At 71.8% G+C, this 24865-nt stretch carries 24 protein-coding genes and 3 pseudogenes; 9 read left to right on the forward strand and 18 right to left on the reverse strand.

From position 1 onward, the window contains the following. Nucleotides 1-108: 108 nt before the first annotated feature. From RUMESO_RS28225 to RUMESO_RS19030, 4 genes are read right to left on the reverse strand one after another with little or no spacing between them, the layout of a single operon-like run. A complete protein-coding gene (locus RUMESO_RS28225) occupies nucleotides 109-591 on the reverse strand; it encodes a hypothetical protein (protein ID WP_342670804.1) in 483 nt (160 codons plus the stop codon). Continuing rightward, entirely contained in the window at nucleotides 588-1253 is a 666-nt protein-coding gene (locus tag RUMESO_RS19020) for an ABC transporter ATP-binding protein (RefSeq protein WP_037282398.1), read from the reverse strand. Before RUMESO_RS19020 ends, RUMESO_RS28225 begins: the two co-directional genes overlap by 4 nt. Then, the gene (locus RUMESO_RS19025; RefSeq protein WP_037282400.1) at nucleotides 1250-2368 is read right to left on the reverse strand and encodes an MFS transporter; all 1119 of its coding nucleotides are present in this window, start codon (nucleotides 2366-2368) and stop codon (nucleotides 1250-1252) included. Before RUMESO_RS19025 ends, RUMESO_RS19020 begins: the two co-directional genes overlap by 4 nt. A gap of 10 nt (nucleotides 2369-2378) precedes the next feature. Continuing rightward, nucleotides 2379-3494, reverse strand: coding sequence for an MFS transporter (locus RUMESO_RS19030; RefSeq protein WP_037282402.1), 1116 nt, complete (start codon nucleotides 3492-3494; stop codon nucleotides 2379-2381). Nucleotides 3495-3662: 168 nt separating this feature from the next. Between RUMESO_RS19030 and RUMESO_RS19035 the strand changes: the two genes are divergently transcribed. Beyond that, complete coding sequence (locus tag RUMESO_RS19035; RefSeq protein ID WP_037282404.1) at nucleotides 3663-3929, forward strand: hypothetical protein; 267 nt, start codon at nucleotides 3663-3665, stop codon at nucleotides 3927-3929. Between the two features lie 87 nt (nucleotides 3930-4016). Here RUMESO_RS19035 and RUMESO_RS19040 read toward each other — a convergent pair whose 3' ends face one another. The 3 genes and pseudogenes from RUMESO_RS19040 to kbl form a co-directional block, all read right to left on the reverse strand. After that, entirely contained in the window at nucleotides 4017-4331 is a 315-nt protein-coding gene (locus RUMESO_RS19040) for a hypothetical protein (protein WP_037282406.1), read from the reverse strand. After that, nucleotides 4328-5352: pseudogene (gene tdh / locus RUMESO_RS19045) on the reverse strand (L-threonine 3-dehydrogenase). The gene RUMESO_RS19040 and the pseudogene tdh overlap by 4 nt, the downstream one beginning before the upstream one ends. Next, nucleotides 5349-6542 (reverse strand): glycine C-acetyltransferase, encoded by a 1194-nt coding sequence (gene kbl / locus RUMESO_RS19050; RefSeq protein WP_037282408.1) that lies wholly within the window; start codon nucleotides 6540-6542, stop codon nucleotides 5349-5351. Before kbl ends, tdh begins: the two are co-directional and overlap by 4 nt. A 208-nt stretch (nucleotides 6543-6750) precedes the next feature. On the opposite strand from kbl, the gene rpsO reads away from it, so the two are divergent. The 4 genes from rpsO (at nucleotide 6751) to RUMESO_RS19070 (ending at nucleotide 10845) form a co-directional block, all read left to right on the forward strand. Then, on the forward strand, nucleotides 6751-7020 hold the full coding sequence (gene rpsO / locus RUMESO_RS19055) for a 30S ribosomal protein S15 (RefSeq protein ID WP_037282410.1): 270 nt from the start codon (nucleotides 6751-6753) through the stop codon (nucleotides 7018-7020). Nucleotides 7021-7214: 194 nt separating this feature from the next. Next, on the forward strand, nucleotides 7215-9353 hold the full coding sequence (pnp, locus tag RUMESO_RS19060; protein ID WP_037282413.1) for a polyribonucleotide nucleotidyltransferase: 2139 nt from the start codon (nucleotides 7215-7217) through the stop codon (nucleotides 9351-9353). A 165-nt stretch (nucleotides 9354-9518) separates the two neighbouring features. Then, complete coding sequence (locus RUMESO_RS19065) at nucleotides 9519-10178, forward strand: L,D-transpeptidase (protein ID WP_037282415.1); 660 nt, start codon at nucleotides 9519-9521, stop codon at nucleotides 10176-10178. 112 nt (nucleotides 10179-10290) lie between these two features. Continuing rightward, on the forward strand, nucleotides 10291-10845 hold the full coding sequence (locus tag RUMESO_RS19070) for a L,D-transpeptidase (RefSeq protein WP_037282418.1): 555 nt from the start codon (nucleotides 10291-10293) through the stop codon (nucleotides 10843-10845). A 32-nt stretch (nucleotides 10846-10877) separates the two neighbouring features. Here RUMESO_RS19070 and RUMESO_RS19075 read toward each other — a convergent pair whose 3' ends face one another. Continuing rightward, the gene (locus RUMESO_RS19075; protein ID WP_037282421.1) at nucleotides 10878-11531 is read right to left on the reverse strand and encodes a peroxiredoxin; all 654 of its coding nucleotides are present in this window, start codon (nucleotides 11529-11531) and stop codon (nucleotides 10878-10880) included. Nucleotides 11532-11639: 108 nt separating this feature from the next. On the opposite strand from RUMESO_RS19075, the gene RUMESO_RS19080 reads away from it, so the two are divergent. From RUMESO_RS19080 to RUMESO_RS19090, 3 genes are all read left to right on the forward strand, one after another. Continuing rightward, a complete protein-coding gene (locus RUMESO_RS19080) occupies nucleotides 11640-13070 on the forward strand; it encodes an aldehyde dehydrogenase family protein (RefSeq protein WP_037282424.1) in 1431 nt (476 codons plus the stop codon). A gap of 129 nt (nucleotides 13071-13199) precedes the next feature. Next, a complete protein-coding gene (locus tag RUMESO_RS19085; protein WP_037282425.1) occupies nucleotides 13200-14153 on the forward strand; it encodes a ring-cleaving dioxygenase in 954 nt (317 codons plus the stop codon). Then, nucleotides 14150-14737, forward strand: a complete 588-nt coding sequence (locus RUMESO_RS19090; protein ID WP_037282427.1) for an alpha/beta hydrolase — start codon at nucleotides 14150-14152, stop codon at nucleotides 14735-14737. The genes RUMESO_RS19085 and RUMESO_RS19090 overlap by 4 nt, the downstream gene beginning before the upstream one ends. A gap of 322 nt (nucleotides 14738-15059) precedes the next feature. Here RUMESO_RS19090 and RUMESO_RS19095 read toward each other — a convergent pair whose 3' ends face one another. From RUMESO_RS19095 to RUMESO_RS19105, 3 genes are read right to left on the reverse strand one after another with little or no spacing between them, the layout of a single operon-like run. Next, a complete protein-coding gene (locus RUMESO_RS19095; RefSeq protein WP_037282429.1) occupies nucleotides 15060-15920 on the reverse strand; it encodes an SMP-30/gluconolactonase/LRE family protein in 861 nt (286 codons plus the stop codon). After that, the gene (locus tag RUMESO_RS19100; RefSeq protein ID WP_037282431.1) at nucleotides 15917-16528 is read right to left on the reverse strand and encodes a 2-dehydro-3-deoxy-6-phosphogalactonate aldolase; all 612 of its coding nucleotides are present in this window, start codon (nucleotides 16526-16528) and stop codon (nucleotides 15917-15919) included. The genes RUMESO_RS19095 and RUMESO_RS19100 overlap by 4 nt, the downstream gene beginning before the upstream one ends. Beyond that, nucleotides 16525-17415 (reverse strand): 2-dehydro-3-deoxygalactonokinase, encoded by an 891-nt coding sequence (locus RUMESO_RS19105; protein ID WP_037282433.1) that lies wholly within the window; start codon nucleotides 17413-17415, stop codon nucleotides 16525-16527. The genes RUMESO_RS19100 and RUMESO_RS19105 overlap by 4 nt, the downstream gene beginning before the upstream one ends. A gap of 196 nt (nucleotides 17416-17611) precedes the next feature. Between RUMESO_RS19105 and RUMESO_RS19110 the strand changes: the two are divergent. Beyond that, a pseudogene (locus RUMESO_RS19110) lies at nucleotides 17612-18858 on the forward strand (MFS transporter). A gap of 3 nt (nucleotides 18859-18861) precedes the next feature. Here RUMESO_RS19110 and RUMESO_RS19115 read toward each other — a convergent pair. The 7 genes and pseudogenes from RUMESO_RS19115 to RUMESO_RS19145 all read right to left on the reverse strand — a co-directional run. Beyond that, nucleotides 18862-19779 carry an ornithine cyclodeaminase family protein gene (locus RUMESO_RS19115; protein WP_037282435.1) on the reverse strand — a complete coding sequence of 306 codons (918 nt, stop codon included), beginning with the start codon at nucleotides 19777-19779 and terminating at the stop codon, nucleotides 18862-18864. Further along, nucleotides 19776-21371 (reverse strand): HAD-IA family hydrolase, encoded by a 1596-nt coding sequence (locus tag RUMESO_RS28230; RefSeq protein ID WP_342670805.1) that lies wholly within the window; start codon nucleotides 21369-21371, stop codon nucleotides 19776-19778. Before RUMESO_RS28230 ends, RUMESO_RS19115 begins: the two co-directional genes overlap by 4 nt. 82 nt (nucleotides 21372-21453) lie before the next feature. Then, complete coding sequence (locus RUMESO_RS19125; protein ID WP_037282437.1) at nucleotides 21454-21897, reverse strand: YaiI/YqxD family protein; 444 nt, start codon at nucleotides 21895-21897, stop codon at nucleotides 21454-21456. Next, a complete protein-coding gene (mbfA, locus tag RUMESO_RS19130) occupies nucleotides 21897-22874 on the reverse strand; it encodes an iron exporter MbfA (protein ID WP_037282439.1) in 978 nt (325 codons plus the stop codon). The genes RUMESO_RS19125 and mbfA overlap by 1 nt, the downstream gene beginning before the upstream one ends. Nucleotides 22875-22915: 41 nt before the next feature. Continuing rightward, on the reverse strand, nucleotides 22916-23665 hold the full coding sequence (locus RUMESO_RS19135) for an NYN domain-containing protein (protein WP_037282440.1): 750 nt from the start codon (nucleotides 23663-23665) through the stop codon (nucleotides 22916-22918). A gap of 56 nt (nucleotides 23666-23721) precedes the next feature. Next, the gene (locus RUMESO_RS19140) at nucleotides 23722-24555 is read right to left on the reverse strand and encodes an isocitrate lyase/PEP mutase family protein (RefSeq protein ID WP_037282443.1); all 834 of its coding nucleotides are present in this window, start codon (nucleotides 24553-24555) and stop codon (nucleotides 23722-23724) included. Between the two features lie 5 nt (nucleotides 24556-24560). After that, a pseudogene (locus RUMESO_RS19145) lies at nucleotides 24561-24865 on the reverse strand (S-(hydroxymethyl)glutathione dehydrogenase); the annotation flags it as partial.

Raw genomic sequence — 24865 nt, forward strand, 5'->3', positions numbered from 1 at the left:
CGGGGGCGACCTGCGCGAGAGGGGTCTGGCGGCGGGGCTGGTCGGGGGCGAGGAGGAGGCTGGTGAAGCCCTGGACGTCGAGGAGGCGCTGGGCGGTGCGGAGGTCGGTCAGGACGGTGCCGGGGGCGACCTCCTCGGAGTGGAGGAGCGTCGCCCCGGTGTCGGGGAGGGTGGCGAGCGTCTCCGGCCGCCCGAGGAGGGCGCCGTTCGGGGCAGGAAGGCCTGGAGGTCCGTGAGCGAGCCCTCCTCGAGGGAGCCGATGCGGACGGGGGAGGTCAGGGGATCGAGGCCGATCAGGCGCGCCTCGCCCAGGCGGCCCTCGACGACGGGGCTGGCGAGCCAGCCGGCGCGGCGCAAGCGCACCCATTCGGATTCGGGGATGGTGGCGCCCTCGGGCGGGCGGAGGCGGGAAAGGGTGCCCTCGCCCAGGGTATTGGCGGCCTCGGCGTAGGAGGCGCGGGCCTCGGCGTTGATGGCCTGGACGCCGGACCAGAGGGCGGTGGCCAGCGCCAGGCCGGCGACGAGGGTGAAGAGCTGGAGCCAGTGGCGGCGCCAGTGGGAGAGGAGGGCGGCGAGGCCGGCGGCGATCATGGGGCGACTTGGCCGCCGCGCAGATGCACCCGGGCGTCCATGCGGGCGGCGACCTGCTCGGAGTGGGTGACGCAGAGGAGGCTCGCCCCGGTCTGGCGCACGAGGTCGAGCATCAGGTCGAGGACCGCCGAGGACGAGGCCTCGTCGAGGTTGCCGGTGGGCTCGTCGGCGAGCACGAGGCGCGGCCGGGCGGCGAGGGTGCGGGCGATGGCGACGCGCTGCTGCTGGCCGCCGGAGAGCTCCTCGGGGAACTTGCGGAGATGGGGGGCGAGGCCGAGGCGGCTCGCGAGTTCGTTTTCCCAGGCGGGGTCGCGGGCGCCCTTGAGGCGGGCCTGGAAGGCGATGTTGGCGGCGGCGTCGAGCGAGGGGATCAGGTTGAACTGCTGGAACACCACGCCGACCGCGTCGCGGCGGAGCCTCGCGCGGCCCCGGTCGTCGAGCCGCGTCACCTCGGTGCCGCCGAGGCGGATGCTCCCGCTGTCGGGGCGGTCGAGGCCGCCGATGAGGTGGAGGAGGGTGCTCTTGCCGCTCCCCGACTCGCCGGTGAGCGCGAGGGTGCGGCCCTGCGCGAGGTCGAGCGAGGCGCCGCGCAGGACGGGGACGAGGCCGTCGGGCCCGGCGAAGCCCTTGTGGACGTCGCGGACGGTCAGGAGAGGGGTCATGGGGGCGGCAAGCGCCTCAGGCGCGGCAGCAGGGCCGCCACGGCCACCGTCAAAAGGGCTCCGAAGACCGACAGGATCCAGAACAGGCTCTCCACTCCGACCGCCCCGAGGATAGGGCGCAGCGCGAGCGGGCCAAGCGTGCCGCCGGTGAGGCCCGCCGCCAGGATCGCGGCGCCGAAGCGCGGGTCGGGGCCGAGGAGGCGGCTCGACCAGACGAAGAAGGCGGGGAAGCAGATGCCGATGAAGGCCCCCGAGGGGACCAAGCCCCAGGCGGGCGAGACGAAGGCCGCGACGAGGAGGCAGGCGGTCGTGCCTGCGAGCCCGAGGAGGAAGATCAGGTCGGGCGCCAGGCGGTGCGTGACGAAGGCGAGGCCCAGCCGCGCGGCCACGAAGGTCGCGAAGAACGCCGAGACGAGGCGGGCGGCCTGCGCCTCCGGGGCGCCGAGGTCCACGAGGGCGGAGGCGCCGAGGCCGATGAGGCTCGCCTCGATGACCACGGCGGCGAAGTTGAGGAGGATGATCGAGAGGCGCGGCGAGAGCGGCGGCAGGCCGGGCGAGGCGCCGCGGAAGGGCTCGGGCCGGCTCAGCGCCATGGCGACGGCGGCGAGGACGGCGGTGATCCAGAGGACCGGGCCGGGTCGGCTGCCGACCGCGAGGAAGAGGAGCGGCGCGAGGATGGCGCCCAGGCCGAAGATGCCGTTGACGAGCGCCACCATGCCGGGGCCGCGCGGGCCGAACTCCGCGAGGAAGCGACGGTTGATGGCGACGGCGAGGACGCCGAAGCCCAGCCCCGCGACGAGGGCGCAGGCGAGGAGGAGGCCCCAGGCCGCCCCCAGCGCCAGCCCGGCCGCCCCGAGCGCCACCAAGGCCGAGGCAGGGCGCATGGAGAGGCCGGGCACCCCGGCGACCCCGGCGAGGACGGCGATGGCCGCTCCGGCGTTGTAGAGGGCGACCAGCGTGCCCCCCTGCCCCTCGGCGAGGCCGAAGGCGCCGGACCAGACCGGCAGCGCCACGCCGAAGAGAGCGGGGAGCATCCCGAGGAGGAAGAACGCGAGCGCGCCGGAGGCGAAGAGCGGGGACCGGAGGCCGTGGCTCGGGGCGGGGAGGACGGTCATGGCGGGGGCCTCAGGCGGGGACGGGGGCGCGGCCCTTGAGGAGGGCGAAGAGGGCGGCGAGGCTCAGGGCGGCGAGGGTGACGATCCAGAAGAGGCCCGCCTCGCCCGTCATGCCGAGGAGGGGGCGGAGGACCAGAGGGGCGAGCGTGCCGCCGAGGAGCGCCACGGCGAGAATGGCCGAGGTCATGCGCGGGTCGTCGCCCAGGATGCCGGTCGCCCAGACGTAGTGGGCGGGGAAGATCATGCCGACGAAGGCCCCCGCGAGGACGAAGCCCGGCGCGGGGGCTCCGAGCGCCGCGACCGCCATGCAGAGGCCCGCGCCGCCAGCGCCGAGGAGGAACAGGCGATCGGAGCCGACATGGCGGGCGAGCCAGTAGAGCGAGAGGCGCGACAGCAGGTAGGCCGCGAAGAAGGCCGAGGTGAGGCGCGCGGCGGTGTCGGCCGCGATGCCCGCGTCGATCAGGGCGGAGGCGCCGAAGCCGGCCGAGGCGCCCTCGATCAGCCCGTTGCCGAAGATGAAGAGGGTCACGAGGAGGCGGCGGCTCCTCAGGTCGGGGAGCCCGCGCGGGGCCGGGTTGGGATCGGGCCGGGCGAGGAGGAGCGCCAGGACGGCGAGGGCCGCGATGGCGAGGTAGACGGCGGTGGGGCGGCTCCCCGCCCAGAGGAAGAGGAGCGGCGAGAGGATGGCGCCCAGGCCGTAGATGGCGTTGACGAGGCCCACCATGCCGGGGCCGCGCTCGCCGAAGCCACCGAGGAAGGCGCGGTTCACGGCGGCGATGATCTGGCCGAAGCCCAGGCCGGTGACGAATCCCGCCGCGAGGAGGAGCCCCCAGGAGGGCGCGAGCCCGAGGAGCGCCGCGCCCAGGGCGAAGGTGCCGAGGCCGAGCCGGAGCCCGATCCCCGGCAGGCCGGCGAGGCCCAGGAGGAGCGCGGTCAGGGACCCGGCCCCATTCGCGGCGAGGAGCGCGCCGCCCTCGCCGGGCCCGAGATGGAAGGCCTCGGACCAGACGGTCAGGGACACGCCGGTCAGCGCGGGGCCGGCCCCGGCTGCGAGGAAGGCGAGCGTGCCGGACAGGAACAGGCGGGAGGCGAAGCCGGGGGGCGTCGAACGGGCGGCGATGGTCACGATGGGGCTTCCGGAGGGGGTCGCGGCGGGATGTCTGGCGCATCGCGCGCGGGAGTTCCAGATGGGTCGGGGCCTCTCCGCGTCCAGCCGGGACCGGAACGGTCGGGCGCGCGGGGCGTTTCGTCAAGGTCCCTGCCCCGCCGGGGCGGCAGCGAGGAGGACGGCGAGATGGCAACCCAAGAGCGTCCCGGGCGGCTGCCCGGCCGGCAGACCGAGGTCCCCAACGCGGGCGACGACTTCCCGGCGGAGCACGACCTCAAGCGCGCCAAGGAGGTGCCGCAGAGCATCCGCGAGCGCATCGACGAGACGGGCCTCGATCGCGAGACCCCGGGCCTGAGGGAGACGGGCGACCTCCGCGCGCCGCTGGGCGACGACCAGGACAGCCGCGGGCGGGGCACGACCCAGGAGAAGGACGTCTACCAGAAGAAGGGCTGAGGGGTGGGCCGCCGTAGGGTGGGGCTTCACCCCACCATGCAAAGATTCCAAGGATGCCCGGCCAGGATGGTGGGGTGAAACCTCACCCTACGGGTCTCCTAGCCCCGCGAACCACTCGGCGTAGGGCGTCGTCCGGGCCATGCGGCGGTTGAGGTCGGGGGCGCCGTCGGTCCACCAGACGGGTCCCCTCTCTCCGAGCGCCTGCTTGGCGGCGTCCACGCGGGCGCGGGCCTCGAGCTGCCGCTTCGGGTCGCCTTTGGCGTCACGCACCGCGCGGCGGGCGGACATGAGGTCGCGGACGAGGCCCTCTCGCGTGGCCGGGTCGAGCGCGGGGTTCGCCATGCGCCAGAGGCGGCCCCGGACGACGAAGTAGCGTCCGTCGGGGGTGACGGGGTATCTCACGCCCAGTCGAGGACGACCTTGCCCGACTTCCCCGACAGCATCGCCTCAAAGCCCTCGCGGTAGTCGCTGACCGGGAAGCGATGGGTGATGACGCGGCGCACGTCGAGACCGTTCTCGAGCATCGCGATCATCTTGTACCAGGTCTCGAAGATCTCGCGGCCGTAGATGCCCTTGAGAGTCAGGGACTTGAGGACGATGCGGCTCCAGTCCACGGGGCTCTTGCCCGGGGGGATGCCGAGGAGGGCGATGCGGCCGCCCATGACGAGGGACTCGACCATCTGGTCGAGCGCGGCCTGGGAGCCCGACATCTCCAGCCCCACGTCGAAGCCTTGGACCATGTGGAGGCGGGACATGACCTCCTTGAGATCCTCGGTGGCGACGTTCACGGGCACCACGTCGGCGACCTTGGCGGCGAGGTCGAGGCGCAGGGGGTTCACGTCGGTGATGACGACGTGGCGGGCGCCCACATGGCGGGCGACGGCGGCGGCCATGATGCCGATGGGGCCCGCGCCCGTCACCAGCACGTCCTCGCCGATCAGGTCGAAGCTGAGGGCGGTGTGGACCGCGTTGCCGAGCGGGTCGAGGATGGCGCCGATCTCGTCGTCGATGGTGTCAGGAAGGGGCACGGCGTTGAAGGCGGGAAGGCGGAGGTAGTCGGCGAAGGCGCCGGGCTCGTTGACCCCGATGCCGCGCGTCTCGGGGTCAAGGTGGAATTTCCCCGACCGGCTCTGGCGGGAGGTCTTGCCGATCAGGTGGCCCTCGCCCGAGACGCGCTGGCCCACGCGGAGGTCGTGGACGTTGGCGCCGAGCTCCACGATCTCGCCGGCGAACTCGTGCCCGGTCACGAGGGGGTGGGCACGGTGCGGGCGGCCCAGGCGTCCCAGCTCCAGATGTGGATGTCGGTGCCGCAGATGCCGGTCCGGTGGACGCGGATGAGGACGTCGTCGGGGCCGATCTCGGGCTCGGGCACGTCCTTGAGGGTCAGGCCCTCGCCGGGGGCCTCCTTCACCAGGGCTCTCATGCGGCCAGCACTCCCGTCTCGCGCCCGGCCCGGTCGAAGGCCTCCAGCGCCTGGTCGAGGTCTTGGGGCGTCAGGGCCGCGCTCATCTGCGTGCGGATGCGCGCCTTCCCTTGCGGGACGACCGGGTAGAAGAAGCCCGTCGCCAGCACCCCCTGAGCGAGGAGGCCCCGCGCCATGTCCTGCGCCCGGCGGGCGTCGTGGAGCATGACCGGGACGATGGGGTGGCTGCCGGGGAGGAGCTCGAAGCCGAGGCCCTCCAGCCCCTTGCGCCAGTGGTGGGCATTCGCAGCGAGGCGGGAGCGGCGCTCGTCGCCCTCCGGCCCCTCCACGAGGTCGAGGGCGGCGAGCGTGGCGCCGGTGACGGCGGGGGGGAGCGCGTTGGAGAAGAGGTAGGGGCGCGCGCGCTGGCGGAGGAGGTCGATCACGGGGCCGGGGCCGGCGACGAAGCCGCCCAGCGCCCCGCCCAGCGCCTTGCCGAAGGTGCCGGTGACGATGTCGGCCCGGACGCCCGCGCGGGAGGGCGTCCCCCTCCCCTTCTCGCCCACGAAGCCGGTCGCGTGGGCATCGTCCACCATGAGCTGGGCGCCGTAGCGGTCGGCGAGGAGCCGCATCGAGGCGAGGTCGGCGAAGCTCCCGTCCATGCTGAAGACGCCGTCGGTGGCGATCAGGACGTGGCGGGCGCCGCCGTCGCGGGCCTCGCGCAGCCGGGCCTCCAGCTCGTCCATGTCGTTGTTGGCGTAGCGGTAGCGCCGGGCCTTGGAGAGGCGGATGCCGTCGATGATCGAGGCGTGGTTGAGGGCGTCCGAGACGACCGCGTCCGCGTCGGTCAGCAGCGGCTCGAAGAGGGCGCCGTTGGCGTCGAAGGCGGCGGCGAAGAGGATGGCGTCGTCGAGGCCGAGATAGGATGCGACCCGCGCCTCCAGCGCCTTGTGGAGGTCCTGCGTCCCGCAGATGAAGCGGACGGAGGCGAGGCCGTAGCCGCGCTCCTCCATGGCGGCGGATGCTGCGGCTTTCAGCGCGGGGTGGTTGGCGAGGCCGAGATAGTTGTTGGCGCAGAGGTTCAGCACCTCGCGCCCGTCCACGGTGACGCGGCCGCCCTGGGGCGAGGCGATCACCGCCTCGCGCTTCCACAGCCCCTCGGCCCGGATCCCGTCGAGCCGGGCGCGGATCTCGTCGAGGAAGTCGCTCATGGCCGATCCTTCGTGAAACCCTGGATGCAACCTAGGGGCACGGAGGCCAGGGTCCAAGGCCCATGACGGACGCGTCATTTCGGCCCTTTTTTCGCAACCGAAAACCCCTATGTGCACCCATCCCCGCGGGCCAGCCTTCGGGGAGCCAAGGGCCTTGCTGGACGACATCCCGGCTCGCGCCGTCACATTCACATCCAGGAGACACCCGATGTCGATCACCGCCGAAGACAAGGCCCGCATCCTCAAGGACTTCGCCACCAAGCCCGGCGACACCGGCTCGCCCGAGGTGCAGGTCGCGATCCTGAGCTCGCGCATCGCGACGTTGACCGAGCACTTCAAGACGCACACCAAGGACAACCACGGCCGCCGTGGCCTCCTGATGATGGTGGCGCAGCGCCGCAAGCTGCTCGACTACGTCAAGGGCAAGGACGAGGCCCGCTACCAGTCGCTGATCGAGCGCCTGGGCCTCCGCCGCTAAGAGACCGGGCCGCGCCCCTCCGAACCACAACGGGGGGCGCGGTTCTTCCATCCAAAGGACGGCGCCGGCCGGGCTCGACCGGCGCTTCGCATACAGAGAGCCAGGGGCAATGCGGCCCCTCCGAAAACCCGCCCCCTCGGACGAGAGAATGAACGGGGGCAAGAGGGCCGACACGCGGCCCGGAAGGACATCCGATGTTCAACGAAGTGAAGAAATCGATCCAGTGGGGCAACGAGACGCTCACGCTGGAAACGGGCAAGGTCGCCCGTCAGGCGGACGGCAGCGTCATCGCCACGCTGGGCGAGACCTCGGTCATGGCCAACGTGACCTTCGCCCGCGAGGCGAAGCCGGGCCAGGACTTCTTCCCCCTGACCGTGCACTACCAGGAAAAGTTCTACGCGGCCGGCAAGATCCCCGGCGGCTACTTCAAGCGCGAGGCGCGCCCCTCCGAGAAGGAGACGCTGACCTCGCGGCTGATCGACCGCCCCATCCGCCCGCTCTTCGTCGATGGCTTCCGCAACGAGGTGCTCGTGATGTGCACCGTGCTGAGCCATGACCTCGTCAACGAGCCCGACGTGGTGGCGATGATCGCGGCCTCGGCGGCGCTGACGCTGTCGGGCGTGCCCTTCCGTGGGCCCATCGGCGCCGCGCGCGTGGGCTTCGTGGACGGCAAGTACGTCCTGAACCCCGCCGTGGACGACATCCAGGACCTCCGCTCCAAGCCCGAGCAGCGGCTCGACCTCGTGGTCGCGGGGACCAAGGACGCCGTGATGATGGTGGAGTCCGAAGCCTACGAGCTCTCCGAGAAGGAGATGCTGGGCGCCGTGACCTTCGCGCACGAGCAGATGCAGCCGGTCATCGACCTGATCATCGACCTCGCCGAGGAAGCCGCCAAGGAGCCCTTCGACTTCCAGCCGGTGGACTACTCGGGGCTGAAGGCCCGCGTGGCCGAGCTGGGCACGACGGCGATGCAGCAGGCCTTCGCCAACCGGGTCAAGCAGGACCGCGTCGCCGCCATCGACGCCGCCGTCGAGACGATCAAGGCGGGCCTTACCGAGGAGGAGCGGGCCGACCCGAACCTTCGCGCGGCTCTCAAGGACCTCGAGTCGAGCGTGCTGCGCGGCGACATCGTCAAGGGCGGCAAGCGGATCGACGGGCGCGCGCTCGACGTGGTGCGGCCGATCACCAGCGAAACGGGGCTCCTGCCCCGGACCCACGGCTCGGCGCTGTTCACGCGCGGCGAGACGCAGGCCCTGGTCGTGACCACCCTGGGCACCGGCGACGACGAGCAGTTCATCGACGCGCTCCATGGCAACTTCAAGTCCAACTTCCTGCTGCACTACAACTTCCCCCCCTACTCCGTGGGTGAAGTGGGCCGCGTGGGCAGCCCGGGCCGCCGCGAGATCGGCCACGGCAAGCTCGCCTGGCGGGCGCTGCAGGCGGTGCTGCCGCCGGCGACCGAGTTCCCCTACACGATCCGCGTCGTGTCGGAGATCACCGAGTCGAACGGCTCCTCCTCGATGGCCTCCGTCTGCGGCGGCTCGCTGTCGATGATGGACGCGGGCGTGCCGCTCAAGGCCCCCGTGGCCGGCGTGGCGATGGGCCTCGTGCTCGAGGACGACGGCCAGTGGGCCGTGCTGACCGACATCCTGGGCGACGAGGACCACCTCGGCGACATGGACTTCAAGGTCGCGGGCACCGAGGCCGGGATCACCTCGCTCCAGATGGACATCAAGGTCGCCGGCATCACGCCCGCGATCATGGAGAAGGCGCTGGAGCAGGCCCGCGCCGGCCGGATGCACATCCTGGGCGAGATGGCCAAGGCGCTGACCAGCGCCAACGCCTTCAGCGTCCATGCCCCGCGCATCGAGACCATGACCATCCCGACCGACAAGATCCGCGAGGTCATCGGCTCGGGCGGCAAGGTCATCCGCGAGATCGTCGAGGTGTCGGGCGCCAAGGTCGACATCAACGACGATGGCACCATCAAGATCGCCTCGGCCAACGCCGATTCGATCAAGAAGGCCTACGACATGATCTACTCGATCGTGGCGGAGCCCGAGGAAGGCGGCATCTACAAGGGCACGGTCGTCAAGATCGTGGACTTCGGCGCCTTCGTGAACTTCTTCGGCAAGCGCGACGGCCTCGTGCATGTCTCGCAGATCGAGAACAAGCGCCTGAACCACCCCTCGGACGTCCTCAAGGAGGGCCAGGAGGTCTGGGTGAAGCTGCTGGGCTTCGACGACCGCGGCAAGGTGCGGCTGTCGATGAAAGTCGTCGACCAGGCGACCGGCAAGGAGATGGCCAAGGAGGAGGCTCCGGCGGCCGAGTGAGGCTTCGGAGCCACGTCCCGCGACATCAGGGCCCCGGCAGCGATGCCGGGGCCCTTTGTTATCCGATGACGGCGGTTTTCCCGCCCTTCCGCGAGGATCGCTCGTGCCCTACTTTGGTCACGACGGCGGCCGACACTCGAATCGCCGCCCAGAGGAACATCGCCCATGCTGACCCGACGCCGTTTCGTCGCCGCCTCCGCCATGACTCTCGCGGCGGGCCCCGCCCTTGCGCAGCAACTCGTCTCGGCCGAGACCCCGCTGATCGAGGACCCCGGCCCGCTGCGGCTCGACATCGGGCCGGAGGCCATCGACGCCTCGCTGGGCCTGCCGCCCACCATCGAGGGCGACTACCCGATCCCCGAGCGCTACCAGGCCAAGGTGGTGCAGGTGGCGCCGGGCCTCGTGCCCAACGACATCCACATCGTCCCGGACAGCTACCATCTCTACTTCATCCTGCCCGGCGACTACGCCATCCGCTACGGCGTCGCCGTGGGCCAGGAGGGGCTGGGCTGGCACGGGCAGGCCACCATCGGCCGCAAGGTCGAGTGGCCCTCGTGGCGCCCGACCGACGACATGATCGAGCGTCACCCGGAGCGTTACGAGAAATACGCCGACGGGATGCCCGGCGGCCCGGACAACCCGCTGGGGGCCCGGGCGCTCTACCTCTTCCAGGGCGACCACGACACCGCCATCCGCATCCACGGCACCATCGACCCGAGCTCGATCGGCCACCGCGCCTCGAACGGCTGCTTCCGGATGTACAACAGCCACGTGATCGACCTCTACAACCGCGTGCCCCTGGGAGTCCGGGCCTTCGCCTACTGAGGGCACCGCCGCGCTCGGCGGAAATCGGCAGGGCGGCAGGGCGACCTGCTGCCCTTTTCCGTCCGGGCTGCTAGGGTCCTCCCAAAACGACGACCTGGGACAGGACCCCGCCATGACGACCCGCCGACGCTTCCTCGCGGCTGCCGCCGCGAGCCTTCTCGCCACGCCCGCGCTCGCGCAGCAGACCGTGGTCTTCCCGCGTGACTGGCTGCCCACCGACGTGGAGGTGGGGCCGAGCCTGCCGGCGGGCACGATCTACGTGAACGTGGAGGACACCTGGCTCTATCTCGGCCTCGGGGACGGGATGGGGCGGCGCTACAAGATCGCGGTGGGCGCGCCGGGCCGGACCTTCTCGGGCGAGGCCACTGTCGCCCGCAAGGCCGAGTGGCCGCGCTGGATCCCCACGCGCGACATGATCGCCAAGGAGCCCGAAGTCTACGGTCCCTTCGCGGCCGGGCTGCCGGGCGGGCATCCCTACAACCCGCTGGGGGCGCGGGCGCTCTACCTCTACCAGGGGCGCCGGGACACGATGTTCCGCATCCACGGCACGCCGCAGCCCTGGACGATCGGCCAGAGCTTCTCCTCGGGCTGCATCCGCATGGCGAACGAGCACGCCATCGACCTCTACGACCGGGTGCCGGTCGGCACGCGGGTGGTCTCGGCGTAGGGGACCCCGGGAAGGGTCCCCTGCCGGCCCGGTCAGGCCGGGAGCTTGGCCTTGCGCAGGTAGGGCAGGACGGTGGTGAAGTCGCCGAACTTCTGGCGGGCCTCGTCGTCCTTGACGGCGACCGGGATGATGACGTCGTCGCCCGGCTTCCAGTCGGCGGGCGTCGCCACGCCCTTGCTCACGGTGGTCTGCAGCGCGTCCACCGCGCGCAGGATCTCGGAGAAGTTGCGGCCCACCGACATCGGGTAGGTCATCGACAGCTTCACCTTCTTGTCCGGCCCGATGATGTAGACCGTCCGCACCGTCGCCGTGTCGTTGGGCGTGCGCCCCTCGGGCAGGTAGGCCTCGGCCGGGAGCATGTCGAAGGCCTTGGATATCTCCAGCCCATGGTCGGCGGCGATGGGGAAGTTGGGCTCGGCGTTGCCGGCGAGCTTGATGTCGGACTTCCACTTCACGTGGTCCTCGACGCCGTCCACCGAGACGCCCAGCACCTTCACGCCGCGCTTCTTCCACTCGGCGTCGAGCTGCGCCACGGCCCCGAACTCGGTGGTGCAGACGGGGGTGAAGTCCTTGGGGTGGGAGAAGATCACGGCCCAGCCGTCGCCCACCCAGTCGTGGAGGTTGATCGTGCCCTGGTCGGTCTCGACGGTCAGGTTCGGGATCGTGTCGTTGATGCGCAAGGCCATGTCGTGGCTCTCCCTGGTCATGTCGCCGCCCGGTCTTGGCCCGGCGGTCGCGGGGTCAATATAGTCGCGGGAGCAAGGGGACGCCACGGCGCGCAGGGAAGGACGGCCATGATCGACAAGCGAGGCTTCTACATCGGCGGGGCCTGGGTGGAGTCGGAGGACGGGCGCGAGCACGTCGTCATCGACCCCTCGACCGAGGAGGGCGCCGTCCGGATCACGCTCGCCGGGCCGCAGGACGTGGACCGGGCCGTGGCAGCCGCGAAGGCCGCCCTGCCCGCCTGGGCCGCGACCGAGCCCCGGGAGCGCAAGGCGCTGGTGGAGCGCATCCTCCAGGAATACCACCGGCGCGAGGGGGACTTCGCGGCGGCCATCAGCCAGGAGATGGGCGCGCCCATCGACTTCGCGCTCTCGGAGCAGGCGCCGAGCTTCTCGTGGCACACCGAGAACTTCCTGACCGCCTTCGACCGGGTCGAGTGGCTGCGGCCCCTTGGCCCCCAGGCCAAGGGCACGATGATCGCCATGGAGCCGATCGGCGTCGTAGGCCTCATCACGCCGTGGAACTGGCCCGCGAACCAGATCGCGCTGAAGGTCATCCCGGCGCTGCTGGCGGGCTGCACGATGGTGCTGAAGCCCTCCGAGCAGGCGCCGCTCTCGGCCGTGGTGGTGGCCGAGATGCTGGACGCCGCCGGGGTGCCGCCGGGCGTGTTCAACATGGTGCAGGGCGACGGGGCGGGCGCGGGGACGCGGCTTTCGACGCATCCGGACGTGGAGATGATCTCCTTCACCGGCTCCACCCGCGCGGGGCGGGCGATCACGGTCGCCGCCGCCGACACCTTCAAGCGGGTGACGCTGGAGCTGGGCGGCAAGGGCGCGAACCTCGTCTTCGCCGACGCCGACGAGAGGGCGGTGGAGCGCGGGGTGCGGCACCTGATGAACAACGCGGGCCAGAGCTGCAACGCGCCCTCGCGGATGCTGGTCGAGCGGCCGATCTACGAGTTGGCCATCGAGAAGGCGCGCGAAGTGGCGGAGTCCACGCGGGTCGGCCCGGCCTCCGAACGCGGCGACCACATCGGCCCCGTCGTCAACGCCCGCCAGTGGGATCACGTCCAGGGCCTGATCCAGAAGGGGATCGAGGAGGGCGCGCGGCTCGTCACCGGCGGACCGGGGCGGCCCGAGCACCTGAACCGCGGCTTCTTCGTGCGGCCCACGATCTTCGCCGACGTGACGCCGGGCATGAGCATCGAGCGGATCGAGGTCTTTGGGCCGGTCTTGTCCATGCTGCCCTTCGACACCGAGGAGGAGGCGCTGCGGATCGCCAACGACACGGACTATGGCCTGACGAACTACGTCCAGACGCAGGACGAGGACAGACGGCACCGGCTGGCGCGGCAGCTCAAGGCCGGGATGGTGGAGATGAACGGCAAGTCCCGTGGGCGCGGCGCCCCGTTCGGAGGCACCAAGGCCTCGGGGCGGGCGCGCGAGGGCGGAGTCTGGGGGATCGAGGAGTTTCTGGAGGTCAAGGCGATCTCCGGGTGGTAAGCTCCGGGTTCACGCACGACTGACGCCGGGTCCCTCCCGCAGATTCGCACAGATCGGGTTCGGCGCCGGGGACTTGGGCAGGCCGGTCGCGGGCGCCTATCTCGGCGCCGGATCACCACGGAGGACGAGATGGACCAGATCAACGGCCTGCACCATGTCACGATGCTCGCGTCGAAGGCCGGCGCGAACAACGCCTTCTACACCGAGGCGCTGGGGCTGCGTCGGGTCAAGACCACGGTCAACTTCGACGCGCCGGACGTCTACCACCTCTACTTCGGGGACGAGCTGGGGCGGCCCGGGACGGTGATGACCTCCTTCCCCTTCCCGAACGCCGCGCGCGGCCGGCGCGGCGCGGGCGAGGCCTCGATGACCGCCTTCGCCGTGCCCGAGGGCAGCCTGAGCGCCTGGGAGGAGCGGCTCGCCCCCCTCGGGCCGACGACGCGCGAGACCTTCCTCGGCGAGGAGCGGCTGCTGACCGAGGGGCCGGACGGCGAGAGCCTGGCGCTCGTGGAGGTGGCGGGCGACGCGCGGACGCCCTGGACCGGCGGCAACGTGGACGCCGGGATCGGCATCCGGGGCTTCCACTCGGTGACGCTGGCGCTGCGCGACGCCCGCGCGACCGCCGACCTCCTGCGGATCATGGGCTATCGGGAGGAGGGCCGCGAAGGAGCGGTGACGCGGATGCGGCTGCCCAAAGGCAACGGCGCCGAGGTCGTGGACCTGCACGAGGACGCCTCGGCGCCCCCGGCCGTCCAGAGCGCGGGAAGCGTCCATCACGTCGCCTTCTCGGTCGCCGACAAGGCCACGCAGGACGAGGTCCGGCGCGAGCTGGCGCAGGCCGGCTTCCAGACCACGCCCAATATCGACCGCGACTACTTCTGGGCGATCTACTTCCGCACGCCCGGCGGGGTGCTGTTCGAGGTGGCCACCGACGAGCCCGGCTTCGCCCGCGACGAGCCGGTCGAGCGCCTGGGGACCACGCTGCGGCTGCCCCGCCAGCACGAGCACCTGCGGGACGCGCTCAAGGGGCGGCTCGAGCCGCTGGAGGGCGTGTCGTTCGAGCCTTTGGAGAAGATCTCGTGATCGCAGCGCGGACCGAGGGGGAGGCGGACGCGCCTCTCCTCCTGACCTTCCACGGCACGGGCGGGGACGAGGGGCAGTTCCACGGGATCGGCCCCCAGCTCCTGCCCGGGGCCCATGTCGTGTCGCCTCGGGGCGAGGTGAGCGAAGGCGGGATGCTCCGCTTCTTCCGCCGCAAGGACATGGGCGTCTACGACATGGAGGACCTCGCCCTCCGGACCGCCGCGATGAGCGATTTCGTGGCGGGGGAGATCGCGCGGACAGGGGCGGCCCGCGTCGTGGGCCTGGGCTACTCCAACGGCGCGAACATCCTCGCCTCGGTGCTGGCCGCGCGGCCGGAGCTGTTCACCGACGCGGTGCTGCTGCATCCGCTGATCCCCTTCACGCCGCCCGACGCGCCGGGCCTCTCGGGGCGGCGGGTGCTCATCACCGCCGGGCAGCGGGACCCGATCTGCCCGCCGCAGCTCACCATGCGCCTCTCGGACTGGCTGGAGACGCAGGGCGCGCAGGTGACGCTCCACTGGCACGGCGGCGGGCACGAGGTCGTGGCCTCGGAATGGCAGGCGGCGCAGGCGTTCCTGGGCTGAGGGCAGGCTTCAGTCCGCCACGCGACCTCGGTCGGCGGCGCGCATTTGTCTGGCACAGCTTGGCGGGCTGAAGCCTGTCCAACGGAGCCCTGCCATCCTGCAACCGGGCCGGAGAGTGCGCTTTCTCGCAGTTCCCCTTCTGTCGTTAACCGTTCCCTAACCTTTCCGTGCCAAGGTGATTCCTGTCCCTGGGTCGCCGCCCGGTGGGGTAGGGGAAGCTGCGTCCTCGGCCTGGGCCGCAGCCGCGATCCGTTTGTCCGCCATTCCGGAACCCGTAGGATGCGCTTCAGCGCACCCTACGAAACCTCCGTGCCCGTAGCCTCTACAGGACCACCTTGGGCTCGGGGACGGCCTTGAACCCCGTCTCGACGGCGAAGGTACGCCCCGTCTCCGGCGTCATGGCGAGGTCGTATTGCGGGATGCCGGCGGCTGCGGTCGTGACGAACAGGGTGGAGAGCCCCTCGCCCCCGAAGGCCGGGCAGGTGCTCTGCGTGGCGGGGACGGCGAACTCCTCGACCGGGCGCCCGTCACGCCCGTAGCCCGCGACCTTGCCCGAGCCCCAGAAGGCGATCCAGACGTTGCCGTCCGCGTCCGTGACCGCGCCGTCCGGGTAGAGTTCGGTGCCCCGGAAATCGAGGAACTGTTCCCGCTCGCCGGTCGGAAAACCGTCCTTGTCGGAGAGTGGCTGGCGCCAGACGATCTGGACTTCGGTGTCCGTATAGTAGGCGTGGGTGCCATTCGGGTCGAAGCAGATGGCGTTGGGGATCGTCACCTTGGGGACGAGCTGCCGGACCTCGCCCCGGTAGTAGCGCCAGATCGCGCCCGCTTCGGGATCGTCCCCGCCCCTCAGGCCCATGGTGCCGATCCAGAAGCCGCCCCAGGGGTCGGCGCGCCCATCGTTGGAGCGGACGTCCGAGTTGCCCTCCTCCAGGCCCGCCACCCGCTCCCCCTGCCCCGTGCTGAGGTCGAAGCGCAGCAGCGCCCCCCTCTGGGCCATCAGCACCGTGTCGCGGTCGATCCAGCCGGCGGCGGTGGACAGCTCGTTCAGGCGATGCCGCTTGTCCCCGACGAAGAGCAGGCGCCCGAGGATGTCGAACCAGAGAAGCTCGCTCCGCTCGGGGTGCCAGAGCGCCCCCTCGCCCAGGAGGCACACCGTCTGGTCATGGACCCGCGCCGTCGTCATGCCGTTCCCCCCTTGGCGGCGTCGAAGGCCGCGACGATCACCCTGGCCCGCTCGCTCACATCGGCGGCGGACAGGCCCGGCGTGTAGAGCGCCGTGCCGATGCCGAAGCCGTCGGCGCTGGCCTTGATCCAGGCCGCGAAGTTGTCGGCGCTGGCCCCGCCCACGCCGTAGACCAGCGTCCCCTTGGGCAGCACCGCCCGGATCGCCTTGAGCCCGTCGGGGCCGAGCAGGCTGCCAGGGAAGATCTTGAGGCCCGTGGCCCCGGCCTTGAGCGCGGCGAAGCACTCGGTCGGGGTCATCACGCCCGGCCAGCTCTCCATCCCGGCGGCGCGGGTGGCGCGGATGACCTCCGGGTCGCAGTTGGGCGAGACGACGATCCGGCCGCCCACGTCGCGCACGTAGCCCACGTCCTCGGTCGTCAGCACCGTCCCGGCGCCGATCTTGGCGCGGTCGCCGAACTCCCGGACCATGGCGCCGATGGAGACGAAGGGGTCCGGCGAGTTGAGCGGGACCTCGATGGTCGTGATCCCGGCCTCGACCAGGGCGCCCGCGATGGGGAGGGCCTCGGCAGGGGTGACGCCCCGCAGGATGGCGATGATGGGTCTCACTGGCTTCTCCTCCAGGCTTCGACAAGGCCCGCGAGGGTGGCCTCGGTGGCGTCGGCGGTCTCGGGCGCCGCGCCTTGGGCGGCCAGCGCGGCGGTCCAGGTCCGCAGCAGCTCCCCGGCCCCCAGCACCGCGACGCGGGCGCCGAGCCACCAGCCGCGCGCGCCGGCAAGGTCGGTCCCGATCAGGAGGCCCGAGAGGCGCGCCTTGGCCGCCGGCGGCTGGAGCCCCTTGAGGAGCGACTCGGCGCGGATCGCGAAGAGGCGGTTCATCAGCGCCTCGGGGCGGGCAAGGCCCTCCGAGACGCCCGCAAGGAAGGCGTCCTCGTCCCACCCGTCCGTGGTGACGCTGTGGCGCAGGACGGTGTGGCCCGACAGCGCCGCGAACAGTTCCCCGGTCAGCGAGGTGCGGAAGGCCACCACCTCGCCCGCGCTGACGCTGATCCACTTGGGATGCGTGCCGGGGAGAAGCAGGGTGCCGTCCCAATCGGGATTGAGCGCGAGGAAGCCCGCGACCTTGGTCTCCTCGCCGCGCATGACGTCGGCGGGATCGGACTGCGCGAGGCCGGGGATGATGCCGACGTTCAGGTCGGGTCTGGAGGGCGCGTGGGTCAGCCCCTCGGGCAGCGGCGGCCCGGGGACGCGGGCGTAGGGCGCCTCGATCCAGCCCTGCCGGGCGCCGACCATGCCGCAGGCGATCACCCGGATGGGGCCTTGAGTCCAGCCTGCGGTCAGCTCGCGCAGGGCGGGTTCGAACTCGTCGGGCTTGAGTTGGCCCATGCCCTTGTCGGAGGTGGCCTCGTCGAGGACGCGCCCCTCGGCCGTCATGGCCCAGGCGCGAAGGTTCGAGGTCCCCCAGTCGACGGCGACCCAGTCGGGCGTCTTGTCCATCCTCTGCCCTTCACCTGGCTTCAAGCATCGTGCGGCGGTCCGGGGGCGCAAAGCCGCCGAGGCCGGCCCCGGAACGCGGGCACACTTTGGGGGCCGAGCCGGGAAAGGCAAGGGGCGACCCATCAGCGCCCGTGATGACCCGCCGCACAATCCGGCCGGTTGACACATGGGAAGGCGGGCGCGAGACAGGCCTGTCATGACCCAGCGCGCGCCCCTCCTCACCCCCGTCCTCCTCGCCGGCAGCTTCGTGGTGCTGATGGGCTTCGCCATCCGCGCCTCCTTCGGCGTCTTCCAGCTTCCCATCGCCGGGGAGTTCGGCTGGCCGAGGGCCGAGTTCAGCCTCGCCATCGCGATCCAGAACCTCGCCTGGGGCTTCGGCCAGCCGCTCTTCGGCGCGCTGGCCGAGAAGATCGGGGACCGGAAGGCCATCATCCTGGGCGCGATCTGCTATGCGGCGGGCCTCGTGCTGTCGGCGGGCGCGACCCTGCCGGTGCAGCACCAGTTCTACGAGGTGCTGGTGGGCCTTGGCATCGCCGGGACGGGATTCGGCGTGGTGCTCGCCGTCGTGGGCCGGGCGTCGAGCGCCGAGAACCGCTCCATGTCGCTCGCCATCGTCACCGCCGCCGGCTCCGCCGGGCAGGTTCTCGGGCCGCCGCTGGCCGAGGGGCTGCTGGCGCTGATGCCCTGGCAGGGGGTGTTCCTGGTCTTCGCGGCGCTGATCCTCGCGACGCTCATGGTCCTGCCCTGGATGCGCACGCCCGCCCCGGCCTCCAGGGCCGAGCTGCAGGAGAGCATGGGGGCCGTCGTCCTCGGCGCGCTCAGGGACCCGAGCTTCGCGCTGATCTTCCTGGGTTTCTTCTCCTGCGGCTACCAGCTCGCCTTCATCACCGCGCACTTCCCGGCCTTCGTGTCCGAGATGTGCAGCCCGATCATGGCTGGGGGATGCTGGCCTCGCTGGGGATCACGACGACCAGCGCGCTGGGGGCGGTGGCGATCTCGATCATCGGGCTCGGCAACATCGCGGGGACGCTGGCCGCGGGCTGGCTCGGCAAGCGCTACACCAAGAAATACCTGCTGGCCGGGGTCTACACGGGCCGGACCATCGCGGCGGCGTGGTTCATCCTGACGCCGATGACGTCGGTCACGGTGCTGGTGTTCTCCGCCGTGATGGGCTCTCTGTGGCTGGCCACCGTGCCGCTGACCTCGGGGCTCGTCGCGCACCTCTATGGGCTGCGCTACATGGGGACGCTCTACGGCATCGTGTTCCTGAGCCACCAGATCGGCGCCTTCGTCGGCGTCTGGCTGGGCGGACGGCTCTACGACGCCTTCGGCAGCTACGACGCCGTCTGGTGGATCGGCGTGGGCGTCGGCGCCTTCAGCGCGGTCGTCCACCTGCCGATCCGCGAGGTCGCCCGGCCGGTGGCGGCGGTCCCGGCCGAGTAAGGGTCAGGTCCGCGCCGCCCTCCAGGCGGTCAGGACGTGGCGGCTCACCATCAGGTCGAGATGGGCGCCGCCGCCGTTCTTGTAGAGCGTGATCTCGTCGGGCGACCCGCGCCGCATCGCGTCGATCTCGTAGAGGTCCGCCACGACCGCATCCGGCCCGATGGCGCCGGACTCGATGGGCCGCAGGAACTCCCCCGTCTCGCCGGCCGTCTTGCGCGAGTCGCAGAACAGCCGGGCGCGGGCGAGCGCGGCGTCGTCGGCCTCGCGCATGTCGGGGCGGTAGGCGCCGATCATGTCGAGATGGGTGCCGGGCCGCAGCCAGTCGCCCCGCACGATGGGCTCGGTCGCCATGGTGCAGGTCGTCACGATGTCGGCGGCGCGCACGGCCGCCTCCAGATCATCCGCGACGGTCACGCCGGGGCATTCGGCCGCCAGAGCCTCGGCGCTGGCGCGGGTGCGGCTCCAGACGGTGAAGCGGGCACCGGGGAAGCCCGCGCCGTACGCATCCACCAGCGTCCGCGCGACCGTGCCGGCGCCGACGATCAGGACGTTGTGCGAGTCGGGCCGGGCGAGCTTCAGGGCGCCGAGAAGCGAGTCGCCCGCCGTCTTCCACTTGGTCACGAGGGCGAAGTCGATGACGGCCTCGAGCGTCCCGTCCTCGTCGGACATGAGGTTCACGGCGCCGCCGATGGTGGGAAGTCCCTTGGCCCCGTTCCCCGGGAACACCGTCGCGGCCTTCACCGCAATCCCGAGTCCGTCGATCCAGGCCGAGCGGTTGAGGAGCGTGTCCGGCCCCCGCCGCAGGATCACGTCCTCCATGATCGGCCTCGGGAGGCGATGCGCCTCCTCGATGGCGCGGGCGACGGAGAGCCAGTCGAGGACGGCCTCGCCCTCCTCGAAGGAGACGATGTCGATGCTCATGCTGCGTCTTCCAGAGTGAGGAGCCCCTCGGCCACGAGCCGCTCCGCGAAGCCCTCGGGTCCGGTGAAGAGATGGGTCCGCCAGCCCCGGGCCCGCGCGGCCTCGATGTTCTCGGGCCGGTCGTCGGCGAAGAGGAGCGACCCGGGCGCCACGCCGCTGTCCCGCTCCACGGCCTCGTAGATGGCGGCATCGGGCTTGGCGAGCGCGAGGTGGCCCGAGACGAAGGCGCGGTCGAACTCCCCCAGGAAGGGGTAATGCGCGAGCGCGTGGGCGAAGGTCTCGCGTCCGAAATTGCTCAGGGCGAAGACGGGAACGCCCCGCCCCCGCAGCGCGCGCAGGAGGCGGACGGAGCCGGGGATCTCGGGGCTCGCCATCTCGATCCAGCGGTGGTGCCAGTGGGAAATGGGCTCGGCCCAGTCCGGGTGCCGGGCGGCCAGCGCCGCGACCTCGTCGGCCCAGACGGCGCCGAGGTCCACGCGCTCGTTCATGGCGAGGATCGGCACGGCCTCGAACATCGCCCGCCGGCGCTCCTCCCCCAGGGTGGCGTCGTAGAACCGCTCCGGGTTCCACTCGATCAGCACGTTGCCGATGTCGAAGACCACCGCCTGCACCGTCACCGCGCTTCCTCCATCGCTCCGCCCGCGGGCTCGGCCGCCACGGCGCGGCCCAGGCGCGTCTCGCGCCAGAGCGTATAGAGACCCGCCCCGCCGATGAGCGCAATCCCCGTCCAGCCGACGGCGTCCGGCCAGGTGCCGAAGATCAGCACGCCCCAGAGCACCGCCATGGGGATCGCCGCATACTCGAAGGGCGCCACCAGCCCCGCCTCGCAGAGCCGGTAGGCCTGCGCGATCATGATGGCCCCCCGTGGACACCGCGAGGCCGGTGGCGAGGAAGAAGGGCCAGTCCCCCGGCGCGGGCCAGTGCCAGGCGCGCAGCAGGAAGGCCAGCGAGGCGTTGTCCGACTGGCCGTACTGCCCGCCCCCGACGGTGAGGCCCATGGCGCAGGACACGGCGATGAAGCCCACCTGCGTCCAGAAGCTCATGGCCAGCGCGCCCTCCGTGGGCGCCATGCGCCTGGTCAGGATGTGCATGAGCGCGTAGGCCAGGGCCGAGAGCAGCACCAGGATCGCGGCGGGCTGGATGACCCCAGCGCCCGGCCGCATCATCACGAGGACGCCGAGGAGCCCCGCCCCCACGGCGACCCAGCGGCGCGGCCCGACTTTCTCGCCCAGGAGCGGCACCGACAGGGCGGTCAGGAGCAGCGGGGCCACGAAGAAGGTCGCGACCCCGTCCGCGAGGGGGAGCGCGGCGAGGCCCAGGAAATAGGTGATGTTCGACAGAAGGACGCAAAGCACCCGCAGCGCATGGAGCCCGGGGCGCCGGGTCGTCACGCCGGAGCGGAGGCCGCGTGCCCGCGCGAGCGCGAGGAGCGCCAGCACCACGCCCATGCCGATGATGGAGCGGGCGAGCACCACCTCATGCAGCGGATAGGTCCCCGACAGGGCCTTCACGGCCATGTCGTTGACCGACAGCACGAGGCTGCCGCCGAGGGCCAGGAGGATGCCCCAGAGGACCGTCCGCGAGGATTGCATGGCGCGACCCTTGGGCGGACGAGGCTGGGACGTCTGTTCCGTCCCCGACGCGCGAAGACGGGTCCGCGCCCCTGCCCTGGCGTCAGCGCGCCCGGAGGACGCGGTCGAGGGCGTCGAGGAAGCGGCTCCGGTCGGCGTTGGAGAAGGCCCGGCCGCCGCCCTGCCGGAAGGGGTCGGCCGCCCGCAGGTCCGCCGCGAGGTCGCGGGCGGCCAGCGCCGGGCCGATGTTGCGGGCCGTCAGCCCCTCGCCATTGGGCTTCACGACCGCGCCCCCGGCCTCGATCACCCGGGCCGCGAGGGGGAGGTCGGAGGTCACCGTCACGTCGCCGGGCTGGACCCTCTCGGCGATCCACTTGTCCGCGATGTCGGCGCCCTCCGGGACCACGACGACCTCGGCGCCCGGATAAGCCGAGGGACGGATGCCGCCGTTCGAGACCATCACGACCTTGGCGCCGTGGCGCAGGCCCACGCGCAGCGCCTCGGCCTTCACGGGGCAGGCGTCGGCGTCGACGAAGAGCGTCGCCATCACCCGCCCCCGATCAGCGCGCCCGCCGCGAAGACCAGCGCGCCGCCCAGCACCACCTGGAAGGCGGCGCGGAGGAAGGGCGTCTCCATGAAGCGGTTCTGGATCCAGGTGATGGCCCAGAGCTCGAGGAACACGACGATCATGGCGACGGTCGTCGCGGTCCAGAAGTGCGGGATCAGGTAGGGCAGTGCGTGCCCGAGCCCGCCCACCGCCGTCATGAGGCCCGAGGCGAGGCCCCGCTTCCACGGAGAACCCCGGCCCGAGATGACGCCGTCGTCGTGCGCGGCCTCGGTGAAGCCCATGGAGATGCCCGCGCCGACCGACGCCGCGAGGCCCACCTGGAAGGTCGTCCAGGTGTTCTCCGTGGCGAAGGCGGTGGCGAAGATCGGCGCCAGCGTGGACACCGAGCCGTCCATCAGCCCCGCGAGGCCCGGCTGCACCCAGGTCAGGATGAACTGCCGCCGCGCGCCTGCGTCCTCGGCCGCGCGCACGTCCTCGGGGAGGTGCCTCGCCTCCAGCGCGTCGGCGGCCTTCTGGTGCCCCGCCTCGGCGGCGGCGAGATGGCCCAGGAGGTCCCGGGTCCGCGCGTCGGTCGTGCGCTTCGCCGCGGCGGCGTAGAAGTGGGCGGCCGCCTCCTCCATCTGCCGTGCCACGGCCCGGATGCGGTCCAGCCCGAGGTCGGGGTCGAGCCAGACGGGCTCACGTGCGTAGTAGCCCGCGACGTGCTCGCGCCGGATGAGGGGGATCACCTCGCCGAAGCGCCGGCGAAAGGCCTCGATCAGGCGGCTGCGATGACCGTCCTCCTCCTCGGCCATGCCGTCGAAGACGGCGGCGGAGGCGGGGTAGCCTTCGCGGAGGCGGGCCGCGAAGGTCCGGTAGATGCGCGCGTCGTCCTCCTCGGAGGAGATGGCAAGGGCGAGGATCTCCTCCTCGGACAGGTCGTCGAAATGGCGGCGGGAGGAGAAGCGGCTCAGCATGGGCGCAGTCTTAGAACCGTTCTAAGAAGGTGCAACCCCCGTCAGTCGAGCCGCCGGATCATGAGCTGGTTGGCCGCGTCGCGCTTGGTCTCGAAGATCCTGAGGTCCTGCACGAGGTCCGAGAGCTTCTTCCTCCCATAGGTGCGGGTGTCGAAGTCGGGGTTCGCCGCCGTGATGTACTGGCCGAGAGGGCCCAGCGCGAACCACTCGTCGTCCTGGCCGATGGCGTCCATGGCGCGCAGGATGATGTCGCGCGCCTCGGTCAACGGCGCCTTGGGCTTGGCGACGGGGGCCTCGGGCTTTTCGGCGGGCGCGGGCTTCTCGCCGGGGGGCGTGGGCTTGGGCGCGGCGTTGCCGAGGTTCTCGAGGAAGATGAATCGCTTGCAGACCTTGCGGAAGGCCTCGGGCGTCTTGTGCTGGCCGATCCCGTAGACGTCGAGCCCCTGCTCGCGGATGCGGCTCGCCAGACGGGTGAAGTCGCTGTCCGACGACACCAGCACGAAGCCGTCGAAGCGCCCCGTGTGCATGAGGTCCATGGCGTCGATGACGAGGGAGATGTCCGAGGAGTTCTTGCCCACCGTGTAGGCGGGCGAATGCAGCGGCACGAGCCCGTGCTCGGCCTGGATCTTGTTCCAGCCGGCCATCTGCTGAGAGGAGAAGTCGCCGTAGCAGCGGCGGACCGAAGCCTCGCCGATGGCGGCGATCTCCTCGAAGATGGCGCCGGCGAACTTGGGCGAGGTGTTGTCCGCATCGATCAGGACGGCGAGGAGGGGACGGTCGGTGTCGGGCATGGGACCTCCTTCGGCTCGGGGCTTGCCCCCATCGGCGCCGATTGGCAAGGCGGGATTCAGGAGCGGGCCCCTTGGGGGAGGAGCGCGTCGATGGCCACGCCGCCTCCTTCGGGCATCATGCGGGCCAGCGGCTCGAACGAGCCCTCGCCGAACATGGCGCGGGCGGCGTCCACGATGACGCGGTGGGTGGCGCGGGCGAGCGCCGAACCAAGGCTGATCCGGGCGACGCCGGCCGCCGCGAACTCGGCGCGCGCGTGGCGGGCGAAGGGGCCGGCGGCCAGCGCATTCACCGGGCGCGAGACGGAGCGGCAGATCAGCGCCACCTCGTCGAGACTCGCGGGCAGCGGCAGGTAGAGGCAATCGGCGCCGGCGGCCTCGAAGGCCCGGAGCCGCCGGAGCCCCTCGGTGAGGTCGTAGGCCCCGGTCATCACGCCATCGGCGCGGGCGACCAGAACCATGTCGCGGCGGCGCGCACGGGCGGCCGAGGCGGCGGCGCGCACCCGCTCCACCGCCAAGTCGAAGGCATAGGCCCCCTCTCCCGGCAGGTCGGTGTCCTCGATGGAGAGGCCGGCGAGGCCCGCCTCCTCCGCGAGGCGCACGGTCTCGGCCAGGCCCTCGGGGTCGGCGGCGTAGCCGTTCTCGAGGTCGGCGCTGACTGGGAGGGGCGTGGCGGCGACGAGGTCCTGGGCATGAGCCAGGGCCTCGTCCCGGGTGATCCGGGCGCCGTCCGGCAGGCCGCGCGTGAAGGCGAAGCCTGCCGAGGTCGTGCCGATGGCCTCGGCCCCGAGCGCGGCGAGGAGCCGGGCCGACCCCTTGTCCCAGGCGTTCGCCAGGATGAAGGGATCGCCCGGGCGGTGCAGCGCGCGAAAGGCGGGGCCGGGGTCGTGCATGGCGGTCAGTACACCACCACTGACCGGATGCTCTCCCCCCGGTGCATGAGGTCGAAGCCCTGGTTGATCTGGTCGAGGCTGAGGGTGTGGGTGATCATCGGGTCGATCTGGATCTTGCCGTCCATGTACCAGTCGACGATCTTGGGCACGTCGGTGCGCCCGCGCGCGCCGCCGAAGGCGGTGCCCTTCCACACCCGCCCGGTGACGAGCTGGAAGGGGCGCGTGCTGATCTCCGCCCCCGCCGCCGCCACCCCGATCACCACCGACACGCCCCAGCCGCGGTGGGCGCATTCCAGCGCCTGGCGCATCA

This window comes from Rubellimicrobium mesophilum DSM 19309 (genome assembly GCF_000600335.2).
Classification (GTDB): domain Bacteria; phylum Pseudomonadota; class Alphaproteobacteria; order Rhodobacterales; family Rhodobacteraceae; genus Rubellimicrobium; species Rubellimicrobium mesophilum.

Excerpts from the sequence above, each read along its gene's own strand:
- RUMESO_RS19085 (WP_037282425.1), top strand. The coding sequence starts at position 13,200 with ATGGACCAGATCAACGGCCTGCACCATGTCACGATGCTCGCGTCGAAG.
- RUMESO_RS19135 (WP_037282440.1), bottom strand. The coding sequence starts at position 23,665 with ATGCCCGACACCGACCGTCCCCTCCTCGCCGTCCTGATCGATGCGGAC.
- kbl (WP_037282408.1), bottom strand. The coding sequence starts at position 6,542 with ATGAGCGACTTCCTCGACGAGATCCGCGCCCGGCTCGACGGGATCCGG.
- RUMESO_RS19020 (WP_037282398.1), bottom strand. The coding sequence starts at position 1,253 with ATGACCCCTCTCCTGACCGTCCGCGACGTCCACAAGGGCTTCGCCGGG.
- RUMESO_RS19075 (WP_037282421.1), bottom strand. The coding sequence starts at position 11,531 with ATGGCCTTGCGCATCAACGACACGATCCCGAACCTGACCGTCGAGACC.
- RUMESO_RS19125 (WP_037282437.1), bottom strand. The coding sequence starts at position 21,897 with ATGGCGACGCTCTTCGTCGACGCCGACGCCTGCCCCGTGAAGGCCGAG.
- RUMESO_RS19065 (WP_037282415.1), top strand. The coding sequence starts at position 9,519 with ATGCTGACCCGACGCCGTTTCGTCGCCGCCTCCGCCATGACTCTCGCG.
- pnp (WP_037282413.1), top strand. The coding sequence starts at position 7,215 with ATGTTCAACGAAGTGAAGAAATCGATCCAGTGGGGCAACGAGACGCTC.
- RUMESO_RS19105 (WP_037282433.1), bottom strand. The coding sequence starts at position 17,415 with ATGGACAAGACGCCCGACTGGGTCGCCGTCGACTGGGGGACCTCGAAC.
- mbfA (WP_037282439.1), bottom strand. The coding sequence starts at position 22,874 with ATGCTGAGCCGCTTCTCCTCCCGCCGCCATTTCGACGACCTGTCCGAG.
- RUMESO_RS19080 (WP_037282424.1), top strand. The coding sequence starts at position 11,640 with ATGATCGACAAGCGAGGCTTCTACATCGGCGGGGCCTGGGTGGAGTCG.
- RUMESO_RS19115 (WP_037282435.1), bottom strand. The coding sequence starts at position 19,779 with ATGAGCATCGACATCGTCTCCTTCGAGGAGGGCGAGGCCGTCCTCGAC.
- rpsO (WP_037282410.1), top strand. The coding sequence starts at position 6,751 with ATGTCGATCACCGCCGAAGACAAGGCCCGCATCCTCAAGGACTTCGCC.
- RUMESO_RS19095 (WP_037282429.1), bottom strand. The coding sequence starts at position 15,920 with ATGACGACGGCGCGGGTCCATGACCAGACGGTGTGCCTCCTGGGCGAG.
- RUMESO_RS28225 (WP_342670804.1), bottom strand. The coding sequence starts at position 591 with ATGATCGCCGCCGGCCTCGCCGCCCTCCTCTCCCACTGGCGCCGCCAC.
- RUMESO_RS19025 (WP_037282400.1), bottom strand. The coding sequence starts at position 2,368 with ATGACCGTCCTCCCCGCCCCGAGCCACGGCCTCCGGTCCCCGCTCTTC.
- RUMESO_RS19070 (WP_037282418.1), top strand. The coding sequence starts at position 10,291 with ATGACGACCCGCCGACGCTTCCTCGCGGCTGCCGCCGCGAGCCTTCTC.
- RUMESO_RS19035 (WP_037282404.1), top strand. The coding sequence starts at position 3,663 with ATGGCAACCCAAGAGCGTCCCGGGCGGCTGCCCGGCCGGCAGACCGAG.
- RUMESO_RS19140 (WP_037282443.1), bottom strand. The coding sequence starts at position 24,555 with ATGCACGACCCCGGCCCCGCCTTTCGCGCGCTGCACCGCCCGGGCGAT.
- RUMESO_RS28230 (WP_342670805.1), bottom strand. The coding sequence starts at position 21,371 with ATGCAATCCTCGCGGACGGTCCTCTGGGGCATCCTCCTGGCCCTCGGC.